Origin of the sequence: Paludibacterium sp. B53371 (genome assembly GCF_018802765.1) — a bacterium.
In the GTDB taxonomy this organism is placed as follows: domain Bacteria; phylum Pseudomonadota; class Gammaproteobacteria; order Burkholderiales; family Chromobacteriaceae; genus Paludibacterium.
Genome location: NZ_CP069163.1, coordinates 1366770 through 1390479 on the forward strand (window position 1 = coordinate 1366770; position 23710 = coordinate 1390479).

22 protein-coding genes and 1 tRNA gene are annotated in these 23710 nt (G+C 60.9%); 8 read left to right on the top strand and 15 right to left on the bottom strand.

Annotated elements, in window-relative coordinates:
* Window positions 1-11 precede the first annotated feature (11 nt).
* The 3 genes from JNO51_RS06505 (at window position 12) to hslO (ending at window position 3040) form a co-directional block, all read left to right on the top strand.
* The gene (locus JNO51_RS06505; protein WP_215782201.1) at window positions 12-1490 is read left to right on the top strand and encodes an MFS transporter; all 1479 of its coding nucleotides are present in this window, start codon (window positions 12-14) and stop codon (window positions 1488-1490) included.
* Window positions 1491-1578: 88 nt separating this feature from the next.
* Window positions 1579-2175 (top strand): MFS transporter, encoded by a 597-nt coding sequence (locus JNO51_RS06510; protein ID WP_215782202.1) that lies wholly within the window; start codon window positions 1579-1581, stop codon window positions 2173-2175.
* Complete coding sequence (hslO, locus tag JNO51_RS06515; protein ID WP_215782203.1) at window positions 2162-3040, top strand: Hsp33 family molecular chaperone HslO; 879 nt, start codon at window positions 2162-2164, stop codon at window positions 3038-3040. Before JNO51_RS06510 ends, hslO begins: the two co-directional genes overlap by 14 nt.
* On the opposite strand, the gene JNO51_RS06520 is transcribed toward hslO, so the two are convergent.
* Complete coding sequence (locus JNO51_RS06520; protein WP_215782204.1) at window positions 3034-4119, bottom strand: patatin-like phospholipase family protein; 1086 nt, start codon at window positions 4117-4119, stop codon at window positions 3034-3036. The genes hslO and JNO51_RS06520 overlap by 7 nt on opposite strands.
* 85 nt (window positions 4120-4204) lie before the next feature.
* On the opposite strand from JNO51_RS06520, the gene JNO51_RS06525 reads away from it, so the two are divergent.
* Window positions 4205-4912, top strand: a complete 708-nt coding sequence (locus JNO51_RS06525) for a GAF domain-containing protein (protein WP_215782205.1) — start codon at window positions 4205-4207, stop codon at window positions 4910-4912.
* Between the two features lie 82 nt (window positions 4913-4994).
* The gene (gene ribA / locus JNO51_RS06530) at window positions 4995-5600 is read left to right on the top strand and encodes a GTP cyclohydrolase II (RefSeq protein WP_215782206.1); all 606 of its coding nucleotides are present in this window, start codon (window positions 4995-4997) and stop codon (window positions 5598-5600) included.
* 149 nt (window positions 5601-5749) lie between these two features.
* Here the strand turns inward: ribA and JNO51_RS06535 are convergent.
* From JNO51_RS06535 to JNO51_RS06580, 10 genes are all read right to left on the bottom strand, one after another.
* A tRNA-Ala gene (locus JNO51_RS06535) sits at window positions 5750-5825 on the bottom strand.
* Window positions 5826-6080: 255 nt separating this feature from the next.
* A complete protein-coding gene (locus tag JNO51_RS06540) occupies window positions 6081-6785 on the bottom strand; it encodes a glycine zipper 2TM domain-containing protein (RefSeq protein WP_215782207.1) in 705 nt (234 codons plus the stop codon).
* A gap of 135 nt (window positions 6786-6920) precedes the next feature.
* Entirely contained in the window at window positions 6921-7295 is a 375-nt protein-coding gene (locus JNO51_RS06545; RefSeq protein WP_215782208.1) for a VOC family protein, read from the bottom strand.
* Between the two features lie 88 nt (window positions 7296-7383).
* Window positions 7384-8076, bottom strand: coding sequence for a YafY family protein (locus tag JNO51_RS06550; protein ID WP_215782209.1), 693 nt, complete (start codon window positions 8074-8076; stop codon window positions 7384-7386).
* Window positions 8077-8157: 81 nt separating this feature from the next.
* On the bottom strand, window positions 8158-9531 hold the full coding sequence (fliD, locus tag JNO51_RS06555; RefSeq protein ID WP_215782210.1) for a flagellar filament capping protein FliD: 1374 nt from the start codon (window positions 9529-9531) through the stop codon (window positions 8158-8160).
* Window positions 9532-9753: 222 nt separating this feature from the next.
* Entirely contained in the window at window positions 9754-12807 is a 3054-nt protein-coding gene (locus JNO51_RS06560; protein WP_215782211.1) for an efflux RND transporter permease subunit, read from the bottom strand.
* Window positions 12808-12815: 8 nt separating this feature from the next.
* Complete coding sequence (locus tag JNO51_RS06565; RefSeq protein ID WP_215782212.1) at window positions 12816-13937, bottom strand: efflux RND transporter periplasmic adaptor subunit; 1122 nt, start codon at window positions 13935-13937, stop codon at window positions 12816-12818.
* Between the two features lie 14 nt (window positions 13938-13951).
* A complete protein-coding gene (locus JNO51_RS06570; RefSeq protein ID WP_215782213.1) occupies window positions 13952-15505 on the bottom strand; it encodes an efflux transporter outer membrane subunit in 1554 nt (517 codons plus the stop codon).
* 157 nt (window positions 15506-15662) lie between these two features.
* Window positions 15663-16163 carry a bacterioferritin gene (locus JNO51_RS06575; RefSeq protein WP_215782214.1) on the bottom strand — a complete coding sequence of 167 codons (501 nt, stop codon included), beginning with the start codon at window positions 16161-16163 and terminating at the stop codon, window positions 15663-15665.
* Window positions 16164-16225: 62 nt separating this feature from the next.
* Window positions 16226-16903 (bottom strand): type 1 glutamine amidotransferase domain-containing protein, encoded by a 678-nt coding sequence (locus JNO51_RS06580; protein WP_252346206.1) that lies wholly within the window; start codon window positions 16901-16903, stop codon window positions 16226-16228.
* A gap of 298 nt (window positions 16904-17201) precedes the next feature.
* Between JNO51_RS06580 and JNO51_RS06585 the strand changes: the two genes are divergently transcribed.
* Window positions 17202-17993, top strand: coding sequence for an EAL domain-containing protein (locus tag JNO51_RS06585; protein WP_215782215.1), 792 nt, complete (start codon window positions 17202-17204; stop codon window positions 17991-17993).
* A 108-nt stretch (window positions 17994-18101) separates the two neighbouring features.
* Here the strand turns inward: JNO51_RS06585 and JNO51_RS06590 are convergent, their stop codons facing one another.
* Window positions 18102-19094 (bottom strand): aldo/keto reductase, encoded by a 993-nt coding sequence (locus JNO51_RS06590; protein WP_215782216.1) that lies wholly within the window; start codon window positions 19092-19094, stop codon window positions 18102-18104.
* Between the two features lie 104 nt (window positions 19095-19198).
* Between JNO51_RS06590 and JNO51_RS06595 the strand changes: the two genes are divergently transcribed.
* On the top strand, window positions 19199-20080 hold the full coding sequence (locus tag JNO51_RS06595; RefSeq protein WP_215782217.1) for a LysR family transcriptional regulator: 882 nt from the start codon (window positions 19199-19201) through the stop codon (window positions 20078-20080).
* 272 nt (window positions 20081-20352) lie between these two features.
* Window positions 20353-20556: a cold-shock protein gene (locus JNO51_RS06600; RefSeq protein ID WP_215782218.1), complete on the top strand. Its 204-nt coding sequence runs from the start codon at window positions 20353-20355 to the stop codon at window positions 20554-20556.
* A gap of 114 nt (window positions 20557-20670) precedes the next feature.
* Here JNO51_RS06600 and infA read toward each other — a convergent pair whose 3' ends face one another.
* From infA to JNO51_RS06615, 3 genes are all read right to left on the bottom strand, one after another.
* Window positions 20671-20931 (bottom strand): translation initiation factor IF-1, encoded by a 261-nt coding sequence (gene infA / locus JNO51_RS06605; RefSeq protein WP_215782219.1) that lies wholly within the window; start codon window positions 20929-20931, stop codon window positions 20671-20673.
* Between the two features lie 401 nt (window positions 20932-21332).
* On the bottom strand, window positions 21333-23051 hold the full coding sequence (locus tag JNO51_RS06610; RefSeq protein ID WP_215782220.1) for an NAD-dependent malic enzyme: 1719 nt from the start codon (window positions 23049-23051) through the stop codon (window positions 21333-21335).
* Between the two features lie 12 nt (window positions 23052-23063).
* Window positions 23064-23336: a hypothetical protein gene (locus JNO51_RS06615; RefSeq protein WP_215782221.1), complete on the bottom strand. Its 273-nt coding sequence runs from the start codon at window positions 23334-23336 to the stop codon at window positions 23064-23066.
* Window positions 23337-23710: the final 374 nt, after the last annotated feature.

Here is a 23710-nt window from a genome sequence, read left to right on the forward strand (position 1 = left end):
GATGAATCGCCATGTCTTCTTTTGCGCGTTGGCGTCGCGAAGTGCTGGGCTGGATGGCCGGACTGATCGCCGGGGTCGACTACTTTGCCAATGGTACCGTGAGCTTTTCCAGCGCCCAGATTCGCGCCGGTATTGGCGTCACGCCGGACCAATTCCTCTGGGTGCTGACCGGTTATGCCGCTGCCGGCGCCCTGATGATTCTTTGCCTGGAACGGCTGTTGCGTCTGTATCACATCCGCACGCTGCTGCTGGCCGGTCTGACGCTGTTTGTGCTCGGGGCTGTGATGGCCGCCAGCAGCCAGACGCTGCCGCAGCTGATTGTTGCCCGGGTGGTGCAGGGACTCGGGGGTGGCCCGCTGATGACCTGCGCCCGGGTGATGTTGCAGCTGACGGTCCCCGCCGAGCGTCGGCCAGGCCAGCTGCGCGGCTTCATCTACGGTATTTTTCTGGCGGCGGCGCCGGGACCCTGGCTGGCGGCCACCCTGATGCAGGCCGGTGACTGGCATGCCTTGTTCTGGCTGCAGGCCGTGCTGGGGGCTGTCGTGGCGCTGCTGGCCTGGCGCATGTTGCCGGGCGGGGTGCATGTGACCCGCCCGGTAGGACGGCTGGATGGCTGGGCGGTGCTGGCCCTGTGTCTGGGCGTGTTGCTGTCGCTGCATGCCCTGGAGGATCTGGCTTATCAGCGTGCCGATGCCGGCTGGTGGTTGCGCATCCTGCTGGCCGGGGCGCTGCTGCTCGTTTTGTTTTGGCGCATGTGGCAACACCCGGACCCCTGGCTGCAGCTGTCGACGCTGGCCAGTCGCCGCTTCGTGCTCGGTCTGCTGTTCTATGTTGCCTACTATCTGATCAACGGTGCCGTCTCCATCACGGTGCCCCAGTATCTGGCGCAGGGGCAGGGCATTAATCTCACCACCACCGGTGCGCTGATCAGTCTGGGCGGACTGGGGACGCTGCTGTGTCTGCCCGGTTATTTCCGGCTGTCCCCCTTTCTGCCCTCGCGCCGGCTGTTGATGGCGGCCGGCTGTGTGCTGCTGGCATGGATCCTGTGGGGGCTGGCCAGCGGGGCGGCACCCGATGTGTCATGGACCCGGCTGTGGCCATGGCTGCTGCTCAAGGGGCTGTTCCCGGTGTTGGTGGTGGTGCAGCTGGCGGGGCTGACTTTCCGCGAGTTTCGGCATCTGGACTTTGTGCATGCCTATGCCCTCAAAAACCTGTTGCGCCTGCTGGCCATGGCAGCTGGCTCCGGTCTGGCGGATGTCTTCTGGCAGAACGTCACGGCACGGGCGCGCACTGCCCTGGCCGCAGGCTACGACAGCCAGCTGGCAACCCAGCTCGGCCTGGTACCTGGCAATCCCGAGGGCTGGTCGCAACTGAGCCGGATGGTCGAGCAACAGGCCGCGCTGCTGGCCGCCTCGCAGACTTTTGCCATGGTGGCCTGTGCCTGCCTGCTGACCGCTGTGCTGCTTTTGCTGCAGAAGACCTTTGTCTGAACATGGGCTGGATATCGGTCTACCATATGAGTTGAGAATAGATAAACTGCCCCCATTTGCTTTTTTTGAATCAGACGGATGTCCGGCCATGACGACCATCGTGGTGGTTAAAAAAGACAATCAGATCGCCATTGCGGCGGACAGTCAGACAACTTTTGGCGATGACCACAAGTTGCTGGCTGCCTATGATTGTTATCACAACAAGATTTTCCAGCGTGGCGACAGCTATTTCGCCATTTCCGGCTCGGCAGCCCATGACCTGGTGTTGCAGTCCGCTCTGGACGGCCTGAAGAAAAAAGACTTTACCAGCCGTGCCGGGCTGTTCGACACCTTCCGCAAACTGCATCCCAAGTTGAAGGACCAGTTCTTCCTGCGCCCGGAAGAGGATGAGGAAGATCCCTACGAATCGAGCCAGATGATGGTGCTGGTTGCCAATGCGCACGGCATCTTCGGCGTTTATCCGATGCGTGAGGTCTATGAGTTTGCCCGCTTCTGGGCCATTGGCTCTGGTCGCAAGTTCGCCATGGGCGCCATGCAGGTGGCCTATGAACAAAACCTCGATGCCCGAGCCATCGCCGAGATCGGCGTGCGCGCAGGCTGCGAGTTCGATGTCAATTCGTCCATGCCGATGACGGTGTACACGCTGGACAGTATCAAGGATCAAAAAAAGCATGAGTCAGACTGATTGCCTGCAACGTTTTCTGTTTGATGGCGCGCCGGTGCGCGGCGCCGTGGTGTCGCTGGAAGATACCTGGCAGCAGGTGTTGTCGCGTCACAGCTACCCGCCGGCCGTACGCAAGGTGCTGGGTGAAATGATGGCTGCCGCTGCCCTGCTGGGTGCCAACCTGAAGTTCGACGGCACGCTGGTGTTGCAGATGCACGGCACCGGTGCCCTGCGCCTGGCCGTGGTCGAGTGCACCCATGAACGGACCCTGCGCGCGACCGCCAAGTGGGACGGCGAGCCGGATCAACTGCCGCTGCCGGCGCTGCTGGGGCAGGGCGGACGCTTTGTCATGACCCTGGAGCCGCGTACCGACAAGTCGCAGACCTGGCAGGGGATCGTGGCGCTGGAGGGCGACAGCGTCGGCGCCATGCTGGAAAACTACATGCTGCGCTCCGAACAGCTGGATACCCGTCTGATCCTGGCCGCCGATGCCGGGCGCGCCTCCGGCATGCTGCTGCAACGCCTGCCGGACGGCCATGGTGATGCCGATGGCTGGCCTCGTGCCCGTTCGCTGGCGGATACGCTGAAGAGTGAGGAGTTGCTGACCCTGCCGCCACTCGACATCCTGTACCGCCTTTATCACGAGGAAACCGTGCGGGTATTCGATGAGGAGCGCCTGTCTTTTGCCTGCACCTGCAGCCGTGAGCGGGTCGCCGACATGCTCAAGATGGTGGGCGGCCAGGAAGCCGCCTCCATTCTGCAGGAGCAGGGCAGTGTCGAAATCGGCTGTGACTTCTGCAATCAGCGCTATGTCTTCGACGAAGAAGAAGTCAACCAGCTGTTCCAGATGGATGTGATGGCCGCAGCGCGCGAAGCGCGTCACTGATCCGGAAACAGCGGCCGGGCGATGTCGGCGATGCGACCACTGTCGCACAGCGCCAGGAAGGCATCGCCCAGTTGCCGGCTCTGTGCGGCCGCCGTGCGCCATTGTTGCTGGCGCAGGGTATCCTGGCCGGCAAATCGTTTGAAATCACGGCGATCCGGCAACTTGCCGCCAGGCAGGCTGGCCAGATAGCGTGCCGAAGGGGCGATGAGGATGGTGTGCTGGTGGTGCGCGCTGTGCGCCTGGCGCCAGGGCAGAAACTTGTCGAACCAGCCCGGCACAATGCGGTCGGTAAAGTGCGGGTAGAGCGTTAATCCGCGGCTGCCGTCAAACGGCAGATCCAGGTGGTAGTCAATCAGGCCCCCGTCACGCAGCAGTCTTCCCGGCAAATCATCCAGACGAACCCCTTCTATGACCCCGGGAATGGCCGCACTGGCCAGCAACAGTGGCAGCAGGTTGCCGCGATCCAGTGCCCGCAGGCGGGTCGGGATGCCGTCTGCGGGCAGAAACGACAGCGAGCTGCGAACATCGTGGCAAACCATCCGGGTAAAGGCATAGCGCAGCAGCGGACGCGACAGCAGATTGAGTCCGGCGCTGAAGGCCAGACCGGCCAGCAGCGGCGTGCGCCCGCTGCGGTTGAGCAGGCCGTGAGATTGTGCCACCAGGATGCTGAGCCGGTGCTGCGGGTGGTTCAGGATTTGCTCGATGCCCTCGGCGTCAAACAGGGCGTGCAACATCTCGGCCGACTGGCGGGTAATGGTGTGCACCGTGGGGTCGGGATAGGTGGTGTCGATATAGCGTTCGCTCAGATGCGCGAGCTGGCTGACGGGGTCTGCCTGCAGGGCGCAGGCCAGACGCCAGCTGCCGATCGAGGCGCCGATGAACTCCCGCGGGCGGGGCGCCGCATTCAGCCAGGGAAAGACCGCCTGGTCGAGACCCAGCAGGCCGATGGCCTTGGGGCCGCCCGCAGCGCCGGGCACCACGGCGACGTCGGCTGCCTTCAGCCCGTGCGCTTGCAGGTGTTGCCGTGCCAGCTTGCCGGCACGAATGCTCAGTACATCCTCATCATTTAGTATTGTCATTTCTGAATCAGACCCAATATCAGATCATCAAGTGTAAAAGATTTTTGCCGTCGGGAGCGTCCCGACGTTTCAAGGAGTGTTGCCCATGATCGCTGCCCACACCCTGCGGGATTACCTCAGGGAGCAATCGCTCGATCTGGATCTGACCCAGGTGCAAGTTGCGGCGATCACGCTGGCGGCTGTGCTGGCCGTGCCGAAGGCACCGGTCGATCGAGATCTGTTCCGTTTCCCCGTTCCGCCGCTGGGAGAGAATGGCGCATGTTCCCTGGTGGATGAACTGGCCGATGAGCCTTACGATCTTTCGCCGTGGTTTGGCGGCGAAACGGAAGCGGCGCGTGCAGCCCTGACCGATCTGTCTGCCCTCATCGATTCGACCAATCGCCAGGTGGGAGCCGACTGGCTGGGGATTTATGCCGTACGCGGCGAGGGCGAGGAGGCACGTCTGGTCAAGATGGCCTATCACGGCCGTCCGAGCCGGGCCGAATTTCCCCTGACGGAATCCTTTGCCGAAATCAGCAATAACAGCCGGGTCGGTCTCAGCGGCTGGGGGGCAGTGATTGATGATGTGGCCGAATGGTCGCAAATGGGCGGGGGCTATTATCAGTGCGATGCCGCTGTGCAAAGCGAGGTCTGCCTGCCGGTGCTGGACCATGAAGGCCGCGTGCTGGGCATTATTGATGCCGAGGCCAGTGAGCGGGCATTTTTTGATCCGGCTCGCCAGGTCTGGCTGGCCGCGCTGGCCATCGTGCTGGCCAAGCCGCTGGCCGAGTTGCCGTTTGTCGCCGATGAGTAAATGATCTGTTGCCCGGGCAGGGCTGTTTCCTGGCCGGGCAATGGCGTACGCTGTGCGCCAGAAAAGAAAAGCGGGAGTTTGCATGTCTCAAGAGGTCGGGGAGGTCACGGTGAGTCTGGTGGCGTCCTGTCAATTACCCACGCAATGGGGGGTGTTCACCTTGCATGGCTTTGCCGGCGATGGTGACAAGGAGCATGTCATGCTCACCATGGGGACGTTCGGCGATGACGAACCGGTATTGATTCGTCTGCATTCGGAGTGCCTGACGGGGGATGCCCTGTTTTCCCTCAAGTGTGATTGCGGTTTTCAACTGGAAGCGGCGCTGGCGGCGATCGCCGAGGCCGGGCGCGGTGCCTTGCTGTACCTGCGACAGGAAGGTCGCGGCATCGGTCTGATCAACAAGATCCGGGCTTACCGCCTGCAGGATCAGGGGGCGGACACGGTCGAAGCGAATGAGCAGCTGGGGTTCCCGGCGGACATGCGTGACTTCAGCCTGGTACGCGACATGCTGGCCGCGCTGGATATCCGGCGGGTACGGGTCATGACCAACAACCCGCAGAAGGTCGAAACCCTGGAGGCCCTGGGCGTGGATGTGGTGGAGCGCGTGCCGCTGCTGGTCGGGCAGAACCCGCACAATGATCGCTACATGAAAACCAAGGCCGACAAGATGGGGCATCTGCTGCCCTGAGCGTCCGGCAAAGCCGGCCGGCAGAACGGGGTCAGGTCTTGTCTTTTGCATTGCACGCAAAAAACAAGACCTGACCCCGTTTTGATGGATTTTTCGCCAGGACGCAGAAATGATAAAGGCCGACTCGAAGAGTCGGCCTTTGAATTTTGTGGTGGAGATAAGCGGGATCGAACCGCTGACCTCTTGCATGCCATGCAAGCGCTCTCCCAGCTGAGCTATACCCCCACATGAGGTCCGGTGGCGTTGGTCACTGCCATCCGAGAACCGAACTATACCTATACGAAATTTCCGAGTCAAGCCTCAGACCGGGAAAAATGGAAAAAAATACGCGCCATGTCTGTCGTCTCAGTGTTTCCGCATGGCGATGTCCTGATCCGGGATATTCGCAGAAAGAATTGGCCGGAGAGAGGGTTTCGAAGGAAATATTTCAATGTCATTAAGTGATGCCGCGCCCGGAGGCGAGCGCGGCGAGGGCGCTGATCAATTGGCCGAACCTGGCAGCAGCAGTTCGCCATTGCGGGCCGGAATGCGCTTGCCGGGCTTGTGCGCCATGCGCACCGTGCCGGTTTTGCCGTCCAGCGAGTAACGAACCTGATAGCCCACTACCTTCTGTGTCGTCACCGGCACTTCCATGCAGCGGTTTTCAGTATCGGTGTAGGTGTCACGCTTCTGCATCTGGTCTTGCGCCTGATTGCCGGCGTAGCCACCTGCCAGGGCGCCGGCCACGGTGGCCAGTTTCTTGCCATTGCCGCCGCCCACCTGATTGCCCAGCAGGCCGCCGACCACGCTGCCCAGCAAGGTCCCGGTCACCCGGTGCTGATCCTGAACGGGCGCCTGACGCTCGACCTGCACCTGATGACACTCGGTTTTGGTGCTTTGCACTTCTTCCGTGATCGGGGTGCTGCCCAAGACTCTGGCGAAGCTGGCATGTTTCGGCGCAGCCGGTTTGGCTGCCGCCACCGGTGCGGTGGCGGCGGCAACCGGTTTGCTGGCGGTTACCGCGGCCGGCGCGGCGGCCTGGGTTGCGGCCGCGGCGCTGGCCTGCGCCACCACCGCGACGGGCTGCGATGCTGTGACCTGTGCCGGCGCCGACTTGTGGCTCAAGGCCTGGATACCGGCGACGCCAATGGCCCCCAGGGCCACACCCCCGCCCAGTACACTGGCGATCAATAGCGATTGCTTCATCGTCTTCTCCCTGATGGCTGATGTTATATCAGCTCTGAAAATGAATCAGACCGGCTGAAACGGGACTGGTTTCATGATAATCGGGTAAGAAGGTAAGCAAGCGTGAAATTGTGTAAGCAAGTGTACGTTGCTGTCTTACTGTCCGTTTGAGGCAAACACCCTCAGGCGATGCCCATCCGGATCCTGTGCCACGAAAGTCCTGCCAAAGTCCATCTCGCACGGCGCCTGCAGTATCGGCACGGCCATGGTCAGCCATTGCGCATGGCAGGCATCGACGGCGTCGTTGCTCTCCAGGCAAAAGGTCAGCTCGCTCATGCCGGCATGACCGGTCGGCGCCGGCTCGGCCGTGTGACGTGACCACAGTCCCAGCTTGAGCGTGTCACTCAGCAGGAACAGGGCAAAGGTGGGGGATTGTTCGACCGGTTGCAGACCCAGAAGCGGTTGATAGAAAGCGGCGCTGCGCTCCGGGCTGTCGACAAACAGCAAAACGTAATGGCTGAGGGTTTTCATCGTGATCATCCTGTATCGGGGTGAGTCGGAGATCACAGCATGGCATCGGGTGCTGACAGTTTTTGTCAGTAGTGTTTTGTGAGAGGGCTCAAGGTTGCTGGCGCAGACCTTCCCGTTGCTTCCACGCTTTCAGCAGGGCCTGACGCGGACGAGGATAGCGTTCGCCGGTCTGGCTGAGGGACAGGATGCGATCGGTGCGGAAGTGGCGGAAATCCTGCCGTGTTTCACACCAGGCCGCCAGCATGCGCACATGCTCGAAGTAGCCCAGCGCAAAAGGCCAGATACGGCGTTGCGAGGTTTGGCCATTCAGATCCCGGTAGTGGATGGCCAGTACCTGACCGCGGCGGATGGCCTGGCGCACCAGTGCCAGATCGACGGGCTGTACCGGCAGCCGGTCGGTCGCGGGGACCAGCAGGCCATGGCCATCCAGATCGCGGCGCAGGTCCGCCGGCAGTACGGCGGCAATTTTGGCCAGCGCCCCCCGCGCCGCCTGACTCAGTCGTTCGTCTCCGCGCTGCGCCACCCATTGGCTGCCCAGCATCAGAGCTTCCAGCTCCTCTTCATCCAGCATGAGCGGCGGCAGCATGAATCCCGGGCGCAACACATAGCCCAGCCCGGCCTCTCCCTCGATATGGGCCCCTTGAGCCTGCAAGGTGGCGATGTCGCGATAGAGCGTGCGCAGGCTGATGCCAAGCTGCTGTGCCAGGGTGGCACCACTGACGGGATAGCGGTATTGGCGCAATTGTTGCAGCAGATCCAGCAGACGTGCGGCGCGCGACATGGCGAAGTCTCCGGAAGAGGAAAAAACAATGCTGCCATAATTTGGCAGTATATGTCAGGAGAGCCGGGCCGGATCGCCGGCTTAACTCGAGCTGGAACTCAGCATCTTGGTCAGCGAAGAGCTGGTCTGCTCCATCTCCATCAGCGCCGAATTCAGATTGGAATACAGGGTCAGATAGCCCGCCTGGACGGTACTGAGGCGGTTCTGCTCCTGGGCAATCTGATCTTTCTGCGTGGCCACCATTTGATTGAGCGAGGTGATGCGGGTGGTAATCAGCCCCTGCGGCCCCAGCATATTGTTGATGCTGTTGTTGAAGCGCTGGGCGAAGCCATCATTGTTGTCGTTGCCGAACAGATTGGCCACCGCCTTCGGGTCCTTGCTGATGGCGGTATTCAGGGCTGCGGTGTCCAGACTCAGCGAGCCGTCCTTCTGGATGCTGATGCCGATCTGTGCCAGGTAGGCGACCTGGGAGGTGCCATCAGCACCGGAGATCGGGGTTTGCAGGATGCTGTCAAAGCTCTGCTGCAGCTGAACCAGGTTGAAGTCGCCCTGCAGGTCTCCCTGATACAGGCTGGTGCTGTCTGACTGCACCTTGTTATAGGCGGTGACGAAACTCTGCAGCTGCTTCTGGATCGCCGCCGAGTCGCGCGCCACCGTCAGGACGGTGGTACCGGTCTGGGTCAGGTTCATGCTGACGCCGAGCACCGCATTGGTGACGGTGTTGCTGCTGCTGGTCATGGTCAGTCCGTTGACGGTCAGGCTGGCATCCTGTGCCTGGGCGGTCAGGCGGCTGTCGGTGATCTTGCCGCTGCTGTCGACAGCCGATGAGGCATCGAAATTGAGAAAGGACAGGGCGCTCTGGCCGCCTGTGGTGCTGGTGCTGAAGCTCTGGCCGGCGCCCACCGTATTGCCGGTCAGGACCAGGCGATAGGGGGTGGTGGTGCTGTCGGCCTTGACCACACTGGCCGCCACGCCGATGCCGGCCGAGTTGATGCTGGCGGCGATCTGATCCAGCGTGGCATCGGCCGCAATGCTCACCGACTGGGTCGAGCCATCACCGAAGGTGAACTTCATGGTGTCTGCGGTATTGCCCAGGCTGGTGCTTTCGCTCGCCTGTCCGGTCAGGGCCAGGTTCTGTGATGACGCCAGCGTGTTGACCGTGATGTTGTAGTTGCCGGCGTTGGCGGTGTTGTCTGCCGTGGCCGACAGGATGCTGGTGTTGCTGCTGGTGGCCTGCAAGGTATTGATGAAGGCCCCGGAGGCCAGGCCGGTCAGACTCGATTGCAGACTGGTCAGATCCGAGCTCAGATTGCCGTAATCCGAGATCTGGCTGTTTTCGGTCTGCATGGTGCTGTTCATGCGGTTAAGCGGTTGCTGCGCCACAGTCATCAGTTGCGATACCAGACCCTGGACATCCAGCGGGCCGGTGGAGGAAGAAATCGATGATGTGGACATGGCGCACTCCCGGCAGGTTGATGACAGATTTATCGTCGTTGGGGCGCAGCGACTTGAGCGTATCTTAGGGACGAATCAGTCCGTCCATCTGATCAGTCTGTTAAAGATTGTTTTAACCGTGACTGTCTGTGACCAAAGGGTAAAGTTGCGCAAAGAAGCAGCATGAAACGTAAAAAACCCGATGCCGGAGCATCGGGTTTCAGGGGAGGGCATCGGGTGACGTCAGGCGATATCGCCGCCGTCGTTGACCGAGACCGGCTCGACCTTGTGGTTCGAGGCCAGCAGCATATACATCGCCGGCACCACGAACAGGGTGAACAGCGTGCCGATCGACAGGCCGGTGAAAATCACCAGACCGATGGCGTGGCGGCCACCGGCACCGGCGCCGGACGCGATCACCAGCGGGAAGACACCGAACACCATGGCGGCCGTGGTCATCAGAATCGGACGCAACCGGGTGGCGGCGGCACGCTGGATGGCCTCCAGCTTGCCTACGCCCTTGGCGCGCTCTTCATTGGCCACTTCGACGATCAGAATGCCGTGCTTGCTGATCAGACCCATCAGCGTCACCAGACCGACCTCGGTATAAATGTTGAGCGAAGCGAAGCCGAGGAAGATGAAGATCATCGCCCCGAACAGTGCCAGCGGCACCGATACCAGAATGATCAGCGGATCGCGGAAGCTTTCGAACAGCGCCGCCAGGGTCAGGAACACGATGATCACCGCAAACAGCATGGTCACCACAAATCCCCCCGACTCCTGCATGAACTGCCGCGACGGGCCGGCATAGTCGACGCTGTAACCGGTCGGGGCAATCTCCTGCACGGTATCGCGCAGGAATTGCAGCGCATCACCCTGCGCCACACCCGGCACGCCGGAAATGGTGGCCGAGTTCTGCTGCTGGAAGCGGGTGATCGACTCCGGCTCGACGGTGTACTTCAGGTGCGCGATGGTGCTGACCGGAATGACGCCGTTCGGGCTGCGGATGTAGAAGTCCAGCAGTTGATCCGGATTCAGGCGATCTTTCTGCTGCACCTGCGGGATGACCTTGTACGAGCGGCCGTCAATGGCGAAGTAATTGACATAGCCGCCGCCCATCGCCGCACTGAGGGCCGTGCCCACGTCCTGCTGGGTCATGCCCAGGGCCGCGACCTTGTCACGATCCACTACCACCGTGGCCTGCGGCTTGTCGACCTTCAGGTCGACGTCGGCAAAGTAGAACTTGCCGGAGCTGCGAGCCTTGTCGAGCACCTGTTGCGCCACCTGATTCAGGTTCTGGAACGGTTCGGTGGTCTTGATGACAAACTGCAGCGGCAGGCCGGAAGAGCCTGGCAGCGGCGGGAACTGGAAGGCGGCCACGCGGGCACCGGCAATCTTGTTCCACTTCTGCTGCAGATCCAGCTGGATCTGATGCGCACTGCGCGTGCGGTCGCCCCAGTCTTTCACCAGGACACCACCGATACCGGCATTGACCGTCGGCGTGCCGGTAATCTGGAACATCTGCTTGTATTCCGGCATTGCCTTGCTGGCCTGGAACATCAGGTTGGCATAGGTCTGCATCTGGTTGGCGGTGGCATTCGGCGCCCCGACCACCTGACCCAGCACGATGCCCTGATCTTCTTCCGGCGCCAGTTCGGACTGCGACATCTTGGCCATGCCCAGCAACAGCAGCATCAGGATGCCGCCCAGCACGACCAGTACCGGCCAGCTCGACAGCAGGTTGGCCAGCAGGCGCTTGTAGCCATTGAGCAGGCGTTCAAAGGTGTGGTCGATCCACTGGACGAAGCGACCGCTATCCTGGTCATGGTTGAAGAAGCGCGAGCACATCATCGGCGACAGGGTCAGCGCCACCACCCCCGAAACCGTGACGGAAGCCGCCAGGGTAAAGGCAAACTCCGTGAACAGTGCCCCGGTCAGGCCGCCCTGGAAGCCGATCGGCACGTAGACGGCCACCAGCACCACGGTCATGGCCAGAATCGGGCTGCCCAGCTGGCGCGCAGCATCGATGGCGGCATCCAGCGGTGACATGCCTTCCCGCATGTGCCGGTCGACGCTCTCGACCACGATAATCGCGTCGTCGACCACCAGGCCGATGGCCAGCACCAGGGCCAGCAGGGTCAGCAGATTGATCGAGTAGCCCAGCATCAGCATCATGAAGAAGGTGCCGATCAGCGACAGCGGCATGGCAATGACCGGCACCAGTACCGCGCGCAGACTGCCGAGGAACAGGAAGATCACCACCGTCACGATGACCAGTGCCTCGACCAGCGTCTTCACTACCTCGTCGATCGAGGTGTTGATGAAGTCGGTCGAGTCGTAAACGATCTTGCCGGTCAGGCCAGAGGGCAGCTGTTTCTGCAGTTCCGGGAAGGCGGTGCGTACCCGCTTGGCGACATCCAGAATATTGGCTTCCGGTGCCACCTTGATGCCGATGAATACCGAACGCTCGCCACTGAATGCCACGTTGAAGTCGTAGTTTTCCGAGCCCAGCGTCACGTTGGCCACATCTTCCAGCCGCACGATGGCATCACCGTTCTGCTTGACGGCCAGGTGCTTGAACTCGTCCACCGTATGCAGGTCGGTCGCCGCCGTCAGCGGGATCGAGACCATCTGACCCTTGGTGTTGCCCACCGCCGCCAGCGAGTTGTTGCTGCCCAGCGCGGCATACACATCGGCAGCGGTCACGCCATGGGCGGCCATCTTGTCGGCGTCCAGCCAGGCACGCAGGGCAAACAGGCGCGCCCCGAGGATTTCTGCCGTCTGAATCCCCTCGATGGCATCCAGCTTCGGTTTGATCACCCGGTTCAGATAGTCGGTGACGTTGTTGGTCGGCAGCGTGCTGCTATAGAAGCCGAGGTACATGGCGTCGGTGGTCTGGCCGCTCTGTACCGTCAGCACCGGTTGCTGTGCCTGCGACGGCAGCTGGTTCTTGACCGAGTTGACCTGGTTGTTGATCTCGGTCAGCGCCCGGTTGCCGTCATAGTTCAGGCGCAGGGTCGCGGTAATGGTCGAGACCCCGCTGCTGCTGGTGGACGACAGATAGTCGATCCCCTGAGCCTGGGAGATGGCCGCTTCCAGTGGCTGGGTGATGAAGCCCGCCACCGTCTTGGCATCGGCACCGTAATAGGTGGTGGAGATGGTCACCACCGCGTTTTGTGTCCGCGGGTATTGCTCGACCGGCAGACTGAACAGCGAGCGCAGGCCCAGCACCACCAGCAACAGGCTGATGGTGGTGGCCAGCACCGGCCGCCGGATGAAAATATCGGTAAATTTCATGGCCTGTCTCAGTGTTCCTGCGGCGTCGGCGCGGCATCATTGGCCGGCTGAACCGAGTTGTCGATCACCACCGGGGCACCATTCTTCAGCTTGAGCTGCCCGCTGGTCACCACTTCCTGACCTTCCTTCAGCCCGGACAGAACGGCAACCTGGTCGCCACGGGTTTCGCCGGTGGTGACGAAGAGCTGGTGGACAATGCGGTTGCTGCCGGCGACCGGCTTGTCGGTGGTTTCCACCACATACACGGTCGAGCCATAGGCGTTGTAGGTGATCGCGGTTTGCGGCAGGGTCAGGTAACGCTGCTTCTGACCGACCGACACATGGGCATTGGCAAACATGCCCGGCAACAGTTTGCGCTGCGGGTTGTCGATCAGTGCCTCGACCTGGACGTTGCGCGTGGTGTTATCCACCTTGGGGTTGATGGCATTGATGCGACCGCTGAAGGTCTGACCCGGGAAGGCGTCCGTCAGTGCGGTGACCGTCTGCCCCACGGCCAGGCGAGCCAGCCGGCTTTGCGGGATGTAGAAATCCAGGTGAATCGGGTTGATTTCCTGCAGGGTGACGATCTTGTCACCCGGGTTGACGTACTGACCCGGCACGAAGGCGCTGATACCCAGACGGCCGGCGAACGGCGCGCGGATCACCTTCTTGGCCACCAGGGCGGCCTGTTGTTCGACCTGAGCGGTTTTGGCGCGCAGATCGGCCGCATCGTTATCTACCTGTGCCTGGCTGACACCCTGTACGGCCAGTTGCGCCTGGTCACGCTTCAGCGTGATGGCAGCCAACTCGGCGCTGGCCTGCAACGCGTGCAGCTGGGCGATGTCGGAGTCGGCGTTCAGCTCCAGCAGGACTTCGCCGGCCTTGACGTCCTGACCCGACTTGAAGTGGACGGCCTTGACCTTGCCGGCGACTTCACTGCTGATGTCGACGCCGCTGACGGCCGACAGCGTGCCCACCGAATTGAGCTGCAGCTGCCATTCCTGCGATTTGACGACGGTCGAGGTGACGGTCTGCGGACTCGGTTTCGGGGCGTTGGCCATCAGGCTGCGGATATGCAGGAAGAAGCCGAAGCCCAGCAGAATGATCAGCAGCAGCACGCCACCCAGCATGATCAACATGCGTTTGGTCATGATTGCGATTCCTTTTATTGAATGTTGTTATCGTTGTGGGCAGCAGCCGTCTTTTGGCTGTTGCCTGCTTGTTCTTGTCCGGTGCGGTTCCACCAGCCACCACCCAGTGCCATATACAGCATGGCGCTGTCGCTGAAGCGTGCCGCCTGGGCCGTGGCCAGATTGGTGCGCGCCTGCTGGTAGCTGCGCTCGGCATCCAGCACATTGAGGTAGCTCACCGCCCCCAGCCGATAGCGCTGCTGCATGATGTCGCGCAGCTGCCGGCTCTGCGCCGTCAGCGTAGCCTGGGCATCCAGCGTGCCGGCGTCGGCTTCGATGGTGCGCAGGGTGTTGGCGACATTCTGGAAGGCCCCGAGGACGGTTTGCTGATATTGCGCCGCCGCCTGGTCGTAGGCCGCGACAGCCGCACGGCGCTTGGCGCGCAAGGCACCGCCGTCGACGATCGGCAGTACCAGCCCGGCCCCCAGATTCCACAGCGAGGCATAGCTGTTCACACCACCCATCTCTGTGCGCTGACGGGTGTAGCTGCCGCTCAGCGTGATTTGCGGGTACAGATTGGCCGTGGCGACACCGACCTGGGCGCTGGCCTGATGCAGCAAGGCTTCGCTGGCCTGGATGTCGGGACGTTGCCGTACCAGGGCCGAGGGCAGGGACAGCGGCAGCGCCTGCGGCAGACGCAGGGTGTCGAGGTTGACCTGCGGCAGATCCGGATCATTGGGGTAGCGCCCCAGATAGAAGGCCAACTGATTGCGGGTCTGGGCCAGCGATTTTTCCAGCGCCGGCAGGGCCGCCTGACTTTGTGCCACCAGCTGTTGCTGACTCATCACCGCGGTGAGCGGCTGGGCACCCAGCTGATTCTGCTTGCCAATGATCTCCAGCTGCGCAAGCTGTGTGGCCAGTGCCGCGCGACTGGCATCCAGCTGCACCTGCAGTGCCGCAGCCTGGACGGCGGTGTTGACCACATTGAAGATCAGCGTCTGACGCGCGGCTTCCAGCTGGTAACGCTGATAGTCGACTTGTGCCGCCAGGGTTTCCAGCTCGCGCCGGCCGCCACCAAATACATCCAGGGTGTACGAGACGCTCAAGCCGCCACTGTAAACGGTGAAGTCCTTGGCAGGCGGCGTGCTTTGTACCTGACGCTGCCGACTGGCATTGCCGGTGGCATTGACGGTAGGGAATTCCAGCGTGCCGGCCTCGGCATTGTAATTTTCCTGCGCCTGACGCACGGCGGCCTGGGCGGCGGCCAGGGTCGGACTGTGCTGCAGGGCCTCGCTAATCATGGCGTTGAGTTCGGGCGAATGGAACAACGACCACCATTCGGCGGGCAGGTCTTTGTCACTGCTGACCGACTGGCTGGCACCAGCCTGGCCGGCATCAGGCGCTTTGGCGCCGCTGACCTGCAGGACGGTCTTGGCCTGTCCCGGCAGATAGCCGGTCGGCGTACTGACGGTGGGCGACTTGAAGTCGGGGCCGACTGCGCAGCCAAGCAGCAACATGCTGAGCGCCAGGCTGGTCAGGCACGACAAACGGCCCGGCATCAGGCCGGGCCGAGCGGGTTTTTCCTGCATTTCACGCTCCTCGTCGAGCTCGTGGCTCGGCGTTTATCACTCAAATATTTTAGAGCGTTACTTTACATGGTTATTGCATACATTTGTCTTGATAATTGTTGCTGTTTTCAAATGCCCGTGACGTCAGCGTACCGCCCGCTCTCGGCTGCCCCGATACTCAGGCAGCAGCGCTGGCATTGACACGCACTGACAGATACAGCGCCTCGCCCATGCGATCGAGCAGGCTCATCTCGTTTCTCAGCCAGGAAAGATGGGCTTCTTCGCCTGCCAGCACGTCTTCGATCAAACGGCGTGTGGTGGCGTCACCCAGCTTGGCCAGCGTTTCGATGGCCTGATTGAGCACCGGCAGGCCGGCCTCCTGAATCTGCAGGTCCGCTTGCAGAATCTCCCTCAATGTCTGGCCAATGCGTGGCTGTGTCACGGTGAAATCCGGACTGCCGCCGATGTCCAGCAAGCGGTCTGTCAATGCTTTCAGGGTCAGGGGCTCGTCACTGATATGCCCCTGCATCTGGATGCTCAGGCTGGTCAGCCCCAGGGCGCTGATCTGTGCCAGATGGGTCTGGTGCTGCACGCTCGCCCCCCAGAATGCGCCAATCAACTGGTTTAGCAGTGCAGGGACCGGGCTGGGAGTGGGGCTTGCCGTCGGGATGTGGCTCATGGCTGTCTCTCTATCGATTCAATGGGGAAGGGGGCATTGTCGCCAGGCCCCCTGTTGTCTGGTCAGGCGAAGAAGGTCAGCAGTGCCCGGGCGACGCCTTCCGAGCTGGCCGGGTTCTGGCCGGTGATCAGCTTGCCGTCTTCGACGATGAACGGTGCCCAGTCCGGACCCTTCAGGTAGATGCCCTGTTGACGCTTGAATTCGTCTTCGATCAGGAACGGCACGACGTCGGTGAGTTCGACCGCGGCTTCTTCGCCATTGGTGAAACCGGTGACGCGACGGCCGGCGACCAGCGGGCGGCCGTCAGCGGCCTTGACGTGGCGCAGTACACCCGGTGCGTGGCAGACGAAGCCGATCGGTTTGCCGGCGCGTTCGAAGGCTTCGATCAGGTCGATGGAGGTCTGCGAGACGGTCAGATCCCACAGCGGGCCGTGGCCGCCCGGGTAGAACACGGTATCGAAGTCCTGCTGCTGCACGCTGTCCAGGCGCACGGTGTTGGCCAGGGCTTGCTGGGCGGCCGGGTCGGCCTTGAAGCGATGGGTCAGTTCGGTCTGGAATTCGGCCAGGTCGCTTTTCGGGTCGAGCGGCGGCTGGCCGCCGAGCGGCGAGGCCAGCACGATGTCGGCGCCGGCATCCTTGAAGACGTAGTAGGGCGCGGCGAATTCTTCCAGCCAGAAGCCGGTTTTCTTGCCGGTGTTGCCCAGTTGGTCGTGCGAGGTGAGTACCATCAAGACTTTCATGATTGTTCCTTTGTTGTGCGGCCGCCGACAGGCGGCCTGTGTCGTGTTGATGCGTGCTTCAGCCATTGGTATCGGTGCGCTGAGTGGGGCACGAAGAGGATGGACACATGGTAGGCGTGATGGTCGGATGAACGCCAATAGGGGTATTTAGTCTGGGGTATAAATAAATTTATGGTGAGTGGTGGTGGGGGGCAGAAGGGCAATGGATGTTCTCATCTACCTATGATTGCCATCATTGATGGTTTATGATTTCTGCATTGTGCCGGACGGGCGTTGCATTGTCTGGAGAGGGGGAAAGATGAATCATGCCTGCCATCAGAATCCTGCTGCACACCAGGCCGATGAGGCGGTTTGTTCGATCTGCCGCGATGGCGTTGCGCTGGATTTCTCGTTCAGCTTTGCCTTTCAGCCCATTATCGATATCCAGGCCAGGCGGGTGTTTGCCCATGAGGCTCTGGTCCGTGGCCCCCAGGGGGAGTCTGCGCTGTCGGTGCTGGAGCGGGTGAATGCAGCCAACCGCTATCAGTTCGATCAGGCCTGCCGGGTGCAGGCCATTCGCACGGCAGCGAGTCTGGGCATGCAGAGCAAGCTTTCCATCAACTTCCTGCCAAATGCCATCTATCGGCCGGAGGTGTGTATCAGTACCACCCTCAAGGCGGCTGAGACTTACCACTTTCCGGTGGAAAACATCATTTTTGAAACGGTCGAAGGCGAGCGCATCGAAGATGGCCGGTGGCTGGAGGAAGTGTTTCGCGCCTATCGGCGCATCGGCTTCCTGACCGCGATCGATGATTTTGGCGCGGGTTATGCCGGTCTGAACCTGCTGGCCGATTTCCAGCCGGACATTATCAAGCTGGACATGGGGCTGATCCGTGGCATTGACCAGCACAAGAATCGCCGTGTCATCGTCAGTGCCGTCGCCGGCCTCTGTGCCGAACTCGGTATCAAGCTGATCGCAGAGGGGGTGGAGACCCGGGGGGAGCTGGCCTGCCTGCGTGATCTGGGAATTGAACTGATTCAGGGCTATCTGTTGTCCCGGCCGATTTTCGAAGGCTTCCTGCCAGACGGCGCGATCGACTTGCCGGGGTGAAAGAGGCAAAACGGTTTGCCGATCCCGTTGAGCAGGGCTCCAGACGGGGTCAGGTCTTGTATTTTGCATTGGAATGCAAAATACAAGACCTGACCCCGTCTGATGGCGTTACAGTCCGGTCATTTTTTCCATTTCTGCCGGGTAGCGGGTGCCCTGGATGGTGATGCGGGACGCGGCCTGGGTGATCTGCGCCAACTCGCTGTCAGTCAGCACCAGGTCGATGGCCGCCAGGTTTTCGTCCAGTCGGGTTAACTGGCGTGTTCCGGGAATCGGTACGATCCAGGGTTTTTGTGCCAGCAGCCAGGCCAGGGCGATCTGTGCCGGTGTGGCCCCTTTCTGTTGAGCTGTCGCTTGCAGCAACTGGATCATGGTCTGATTGGCCTGACGCGCTTCGGGGGTGAAGCGCGGGCTGCTTGCCCTGAAATCGTTGGCGGCGAACTGGGTGGTTTCGTCGATTTTGCCGCTGAGAAAGCCCCGGCCCAGCGGGCTGAACGGCACCAGGCCAATACCCAGTGCTTCCAGCGTCGGCAGAATCTCTGTCTCAATTTCCCGGGTCCACAGTGAGTACTCGCTTTGCAGTGCGGTCACCGGCTGAACGGCATGGGCGCGACGAATGGTCTGTGCGCCGGCCTCCGAAAGTCCGAAATGCTTGACCTTGCCTGCCTGAATCAGCTGCTGGACGGTACCGGCGACGTCTTCAATCGGCACCTGCGGATCTACCCGATGTTGGTAGAGCAGGTCGATGACCTCGGTATTCAGACGCTTGAGCGATTGTTCCACCACCTGGCGGATATGCTCGGGGCGACTGTTGACCTGTTGCAGTGAGGCGGATCCGGCCTGGATGTCGAAGCCGAATTTGGTGGCAATCACCACATGCTCGCGCACGGGGGCCAGGGCTTCGCCCAGCAGTTCCTCGTTGACGTAAGGGCCATACACTTCGGCGGTATCAAAGAAGTTGACCCCGCGATCGACGGCGCTGCGCAGCAGACTGATCATTTGCTGACGATCCGCCGCAGGGCCATAGGTCGAGCTCATGCCCATGCATCCCAGGCCCAGTGCGGACACCTTGAGACCACTGTTGCCTAATTGACGATATTGCATCTTTGACTCCTTTTGTTTGGCGGATGGACAGGAGGAGTCTAGGCATTGGTTGAATGTATAACTAGACTGAATAAATGGCATGAACTGGTGAGAATTAATCAACAATGAGCTATATGGATGATCTGGCCACGTTTGTGGCGGTGGTACAGGCAGGCAGTTTTACCCGTGCTGCGGCACGACTGGGCGTGTCCAAGTCGGCACTCAGTCATGCCATGCGGACGCTGGAAACCCGGCTGGGTATCAAGCTGTTGCAGCGGACCACGCGCAGTGTCTCGACCACAGAGGCCGGGCAGCGCCTGTATCTGGCGGTGGCGCCGCGTTTTGCCGACATCGAGCAAGAGCTGTCCGTTCTGAGCGAGCTGCGCGACAAGCCGGCCGGCACGGTGCGGATCACGGCCAGCGATCATGCGGTGGATGCCCTGATCTGGCCGCGCCTGGCGCACTGGTTGACGCAATATCCGGATATCTCGGTGGAAATCACCAGCGACAATCGTTTTACCGACATTGTCGCCAATCGCTACGATATTGGTGTGCGAATTGGAGAAGATCTCGCCAAGGACATGATTGCCGTGCGCATGTCACCGGATTTGCACATGGCCGTGGTGGGTAGTCCGGGATACTTCCAGTCGCGCACCCGTCCCCGGGCCCCGCAGGATCTGCTGGAGCACAACTGCATCAATCTGCGCCTGCCGACTCATGGCGGTCTGATGCCCTGGGAGTTCAAACAGCAGGGACAGCACATCAAGATCAATGTGCGCGGGCAGTTGGTCTTCAGCAATATGCTCATGACTTTGCAGGCAGCACTGGATGACGGGGGGCTGGCCTGGCTGCCCAGAGACAGAGTGGCACCGCATCTGGCCAGCGGCCGGCTGGAGATGGTGCTGGAAGATTGCGCGGCAAGTTTTAGCGGCTATCACCTGTATTACGCCAGTCGTCAGGTGTCACCTGCCGTCGCGCTGGTGTTGGCGCGTTTACGTTCGGCATGAGGCCATGACCCTGATTTCAGGGGGGGGTATGCGCCGGGCGCCATGTCCTTCATGATGCGCACATCGAAGGGTGTCGAGCGCCCGGATTGGGGGCCTCATGCCAAAAAATAGATTGACCTGCGCGGCTTTGTCGCGTACAAAGGGCAAGCAGGATGTTCAAGCGTCATGTCTGTCGATACCTCGTAGCCCTCCAAGCAGGTCTTCTTCGTTTCCTTATCTGTCTCTTGATTATCATGTTTTTCTGCAATCCAAATTGATTCAAGGAGTAGGTTATGGAAACGGGTACCGTTAAGTTCTTCAATGATGCAAAAGGTTTTGGTTTCATCACGCCTGATAATGGCGGCGGTGATCTTTTCGCGCATTTTTCTGAAATTCGTGCAGATGGTTTTAAATCCCTGCAAGAAGGTCAGAAAGTCAGCTACACCCGCGCAATGGGCCAGAAGGGCCCGGCAGCAACGGCCATTCAGCCGCTGTAAGCCTTGCTGAAAAAAAGCCCCGTTCGGGGCTTTTTTTATTTGTGCTGCCAGAATGAAAAACCTGCCATAAGGCAGGTTTTTTTATTCATGAAACCGGGCTGGTTTGCCGAAACCTTAGTGTCTTGGCCTTGTTTGCGGTTGATGGGCCGGCCTGGCTGTCGGGTGACGAAAATTGATTCGCCCTTTGCTGAGGTCGTAGGGTGACATTTCGACAGTCACTCGGTCGCCCTGCAGTACGCGGATGCGGTGTAGTTTCATTTTTCCCGAGCCATACGCCAGAATTTCGACGTTATTATCGAGCCGAACACGAAAGCGTGATTCCGGCAGCATCTCGATGACAATACCTTCGAGTTCAATCATGTCTTCTTTGGGCATGGTATTTCCAATCTAAAAATTTACCTGTCGGGCAGGCAAGGTGCCTGGGCGACATCAGGATTGGCTTCGTGGACCTGGGCGGAAATTGCTGTAGCTAAACGGCAGCAGTTAAGGCAAGGCAGGTGATGAAGTTCATCACCTTAGGAAGAGTTGTTGAAATATTATTCCTATCTTGTTGATTTGTCAATGTTTGTTTAAATTTGGTGCTTCTGGTGGTGTGGGGCATTGCATTGGTGCATTGCATTGGTGCATTGCATCGGTGCATTGCCTCCGGCGAATGCACCCTACGTTAATGCGTTCTACGTGAATGCGTTATGTGCGGATGTGGTTTGCTTGTGTTAATGAAAAAACGCCCCGCCAATTCTGGCGGGGCGTTTTTGTCTTGCTTTGCCGCTGGCGGCTTACTTGGCCAGGAAGACGTGCGGGTATACCGGTTCCCACATCTTGCAGTCGATCTTGGCGGCCATGTCGGCTTCGCTCATCGGAGCGATCTGTCCATCGGCGATGGCCTGTTTGCCGACGCCGAGGGCGACGGCACGGGCGGCCTTGCGCAGGTCGGCAACCGGCGGCAGCAGGTTGGCCTGCGGGTCCAGACGGGCCGGCGACAGCTCAGCCAGTGCCTTGGCAGCGGCCATGAACAACTGGTCGGTGATGCGCGGGATCTTCAGTGCCAGGGCGGCCACACCCACACCCGGGAAGATGTAGGAGTTGTTGGTCTGGTCGACCTTGAACTGGCGGCCATGGCGTTCGATCGGCGGGAAGGGGCTGCCGGTGCCGATGATGACGCGGCCTTCGGTCCAGGTCATCAGGTCCTCCGGACGGGCCTCACTGTTGGCGGTCGGGTTGGACAGCGGGAAGATCACCGGACGCTCAACATGCTTGGCCATTTCGCGCACCATGGCTTCGGTGAACGAACCGGCCTGGCCGGAGACGCCGATCAGTACGGTCGGCTTGGCGTTGCGGATCACGTCCATCATCGACGGCTGTTCGTTGTCGCACACCCAGCCGGCGGTGGCGCTGGCTTTTTGCACATAACGGCGCTGGAACGGTTCCAGCTTGGCCATGTCGGTCTTGCCTTCGATCATCAGGCCGGCGCGACCGACCACATAGAAGCGACTGGCGGCTTCTTCGGCGCTCAGGCCGGCTTCCACCATGATGTTCTGGATCAGCGAGGCGATACCGCAACCGGCCGAGCCACCGCCGAGAATCACCACGCGCTGCTCGGTCACCGGGACGCCGGTGACGTTGATGGCGGCCAGCAAGGTACCGCTGGCGACGGCGGCGGTGCCCTGTACGTCATCATTGAAGGTGCACAGCTGGTCACGATACTTCTCCAGCAGGCGACTGGCGTTGTTCTTGGCAAAGTCTTCCCACTGCAGCAGTACGTGCGGCCAGCGTTCCTTGACGGCGGCGACGAATTCGTCGACGAACTCATCATATTCTTCGCCGCGAATGCGGGCGTGGCGCCAGCCAATATACAGCGGATCTGCCAGCAGCTCCTGGTTGTCGGTGCCGACGTCCAGGGTGATCGGCAGGGTGGTGGCCGGGTGCAGGCCGCCGCAGGCGGAGTACAGGGCCATCTTGCCGATCGGAATGCCCATGCCGCCCGCGCCCTGGTCGCCCAGGCCGAGGATGCGTTCGCCGTCGGTGACGACGATGGCTTCGATATTGTCGAAGCGCGGATTGGCCAGGATCTTGCGGATCAGGCCCTTGTGCGGGTAGCTGAGGAACAGACCGCGAGGCTTGCGGTAGATGTGGCTGAAGCGCTGGCAGCCGGCGCCGACGGTCGGGGTGTAGATGACCGGCAGCATTTCTTCGATGTGTTGGGTGATGACCGCGTAGTAGAGGGTTTCATTGCTGTCCTGCAGTTCGCGCAGCATCACGTAGCGATCGAAATCGGTCGGCAGGGCGCGCAGGGCTTCCATGCGGCGAGCCACCTGTTCTTCCAGCGTCATCACGTTCGGCGGCAGCAGGCCATGCAGACCCAGTTCGTCGCGCTCGGCTTCGGTAAAGGCGGTGCCCTTGTTCAGCAGCGGGTCGGCCAGGACGTCCTGTTCGGTCAGACGTGTCTTGACTTGCGCATCGATCGGGATGTCGGCACAGGGGAATTTGGAACCCATTTCAATCTCCGGTTAATTGATGTGTGAATGCTTGTAGAGGTTGGCCACGTCAGGCAGCGGTCCGGCCTGGCGGGGTTCGCTTTTGCGGATGGCCGGTGCGGCGAACAGCAGCACCGGCGGGGTGTCGCTGTCCAGCAGGCTGGCGGTGTGCCAAAGCGGTTGTTGTTCTGGCCGGATCGCCGGCTGGTATTGCCGTGCCGGACGAGGGGTCCGGGCGGTCTGCTTGTCGGTCTGGATCATGATGGGTCGTTCGGTTGACTTGCCCAGGGCAAGGCACCAAACCATGACGTGTTTTCGATGGCAGTAGGCTACCCCAATTCAATTGCTGAGCTGATGCTTTGTATGCATGGATTCATGTTTTAGCCGGTGGTTATATTCCAATGGCAATATGGCCTGGAGGGCGGTTCGAATACGCTGCCATCAGGTATTGGGCCATTCCATTTCGGCATCAAATGTCATGAATTGCCATACAAGGGATGACGAGGATCAAAGAGTTGCCATAAGTGCTGTTCGATAATGAAGTCCAACAAGCCGGATTGTTCGTCAATGTTCGTTTGTGAACTTCCGGTGAGGGTCAGCGGCAGTCTTGCGTGTCTCGTCCTTCCTGTCATCGCCTGCTTCGGGCGCTCTGTCGGTTTCTGCGGGTGTCACGTCAGGGT

Excerpts from the sequence above, each read along its gene's own strand:
- hslO (WP_215782203.1), top strand. The coding sequence starts at position 2,162 with ATGAGTCAGACTGATTGCCTGCAACGTTTTCTGTTTGATGGCGCGCCG.
- JNO51_RS06550 (WP_215782209.1), bottom strand. The coding sequence starts at position 8,076 with ATGTCGCGCGCCGCACGTCTGCTGGATCTGCTGCAACAATTGCGCCAA.
- JNO51_RS06505 (WP_215782201.1), top strand. The coding sequence starts at position 12 with ATGTCTTCTTTTGCGCGTTGGCGTCGCGAAGTGCTGGGCTGGATGGCC.
- JNO51_RS06570 (WP_215782213.1), bottom strand. The coding sequence starts at position 15,505 with ATGCAGGAAAAACCCGCTCGGCCCGGCCTGATGCCGGGCCGTTTGTCG.
- JNO51_RS06575 (WP_215782214.1), bottom strand. The coding sequence starts at position 16,163 with ATGAGCCACATCCCGACGGCAAGCCCCACTCCCAGCCCGGTCCCTGCA.
- JNO51_RS06590 (WP_215782216.1), bottom strand. The coding sequence starts at position 19,094 with ATGCAATATCGTCAATTAGGCAACAGTGGTCTCAAGGTGTCCGCACTG.
- JNO51_RS06545 (WP_215782208.1), bottom strand. The coding sequence starts at position 7,295 with ATGAAAACCCTCAGCCATTACGTTTTGCTGTTTGTCGACAGCCCGGAG.
- JNO51_RS06585 (WP_215782215.1), top strand. The coding sequence starts at position 17,202 with ATGAATCATGCCTGCCATCAGAATCCTGCTGCACACCAGGCCGATGAG.
- JNO51_RS06610 (WP_215782220.1), bottom strand. The coding sequence starts at position 23,051 with ATGGGTTCCAAATTCCCCTGTGCCGACATCCCGATCGATGCGCAAGTC.
- JNO51_RS06600 (WP_215782218.1), top strand. The coding sequence starts at position 20,353 with ATGGAAACGGGTACCGTTAAGTTCTTCAATGATGCAAAAGGTTTTGGT.
- JNO51_RS06560 (WP_215782211.1), bottom strand. The coding sequence starts at position 12,807 with ATGAAATTTACCGATATTTTCATCCGGCGGCCGGTGCTGGCCACCACC.
- ribA (WP_215782206.1), top strand. The coding sequence starts at position 4,995 with ATGTCTCAAGAGGTCGGGGAGGTCACGGTGAGTCTGGTGGCGTCCTGT.
- JNO51_RS06540 (WP_215782207.1), bottom strand. The coding sequence starts at position 6,785 with ATGAAGCAATCGCTATTGATCGCCAGTGTACTGGGCGGGGGTGTGGCC.
- JNO51_RS06510 (WP_215782202.1), top strand. The coding sequence starts at position 1,579 with ATGACGACCATCGTGGTGGTTAAAAAAGACAATCAGATCGCCATTGCG.
- JNO51_RS06595 (WP_215782217.1), top strand. The coding sequence starts at position 19,199 with ATGAGCTATATGGATGATCTGGCCACGTTTGTGGCGGTGGTACAGGCA.
- JNO51_RS06615 (WP_215782221.1), bottom strand. The coding sequence starts at position 23,336 with ATGGTTTGGTGCCTTGCCCTGGGCAAGTCAACCGAACGACCCATCATG.
- JNO51_RS06525 (WP_215782205.1), top strand. The coding sequence starts at position 4,205 with ATGATCGCTGCCCACACCCTGCGGGATTACCTCAGGGAGCAATCGCTC.
- fliD (WP_215782210.1), bottom strand. The coding sequence starts at position 9,531 with ATGTCCACATCATCGATTTCTTCCTCCACCGGCCCGCTGGATGTCCAG.
- infA (WP_215782219.1), bottom strand. The coding sequence starts at position 20,931 with ATGCCCAAAGAAGACATGATTGAACTCGAAGGTATTGTCATCGAGATG.
- JNO51_RS06520 (WP_215782204.1), bottom strand. The coding sequence starts at position 4,119 with ATGACAATACTAAATGATGAGGATGTACTGAGCATTCGTGCCGGCAAG.
- JNO51_RS06565 (WP_215782212.1), bottom strand. The coding sequence starts at position 13,937 with ATGACCAAACGCATGTTGATCATGCTGGGTGGCGTGCTGCTGCTGATC.
- JNO51_RS06580 (WP_252346206.1), bottom strand. The coding sequence starts at position 16,903 with ATGAAAGTCTTGATGGTACTCACCTCGCACGACCAACTGGGCAACACC.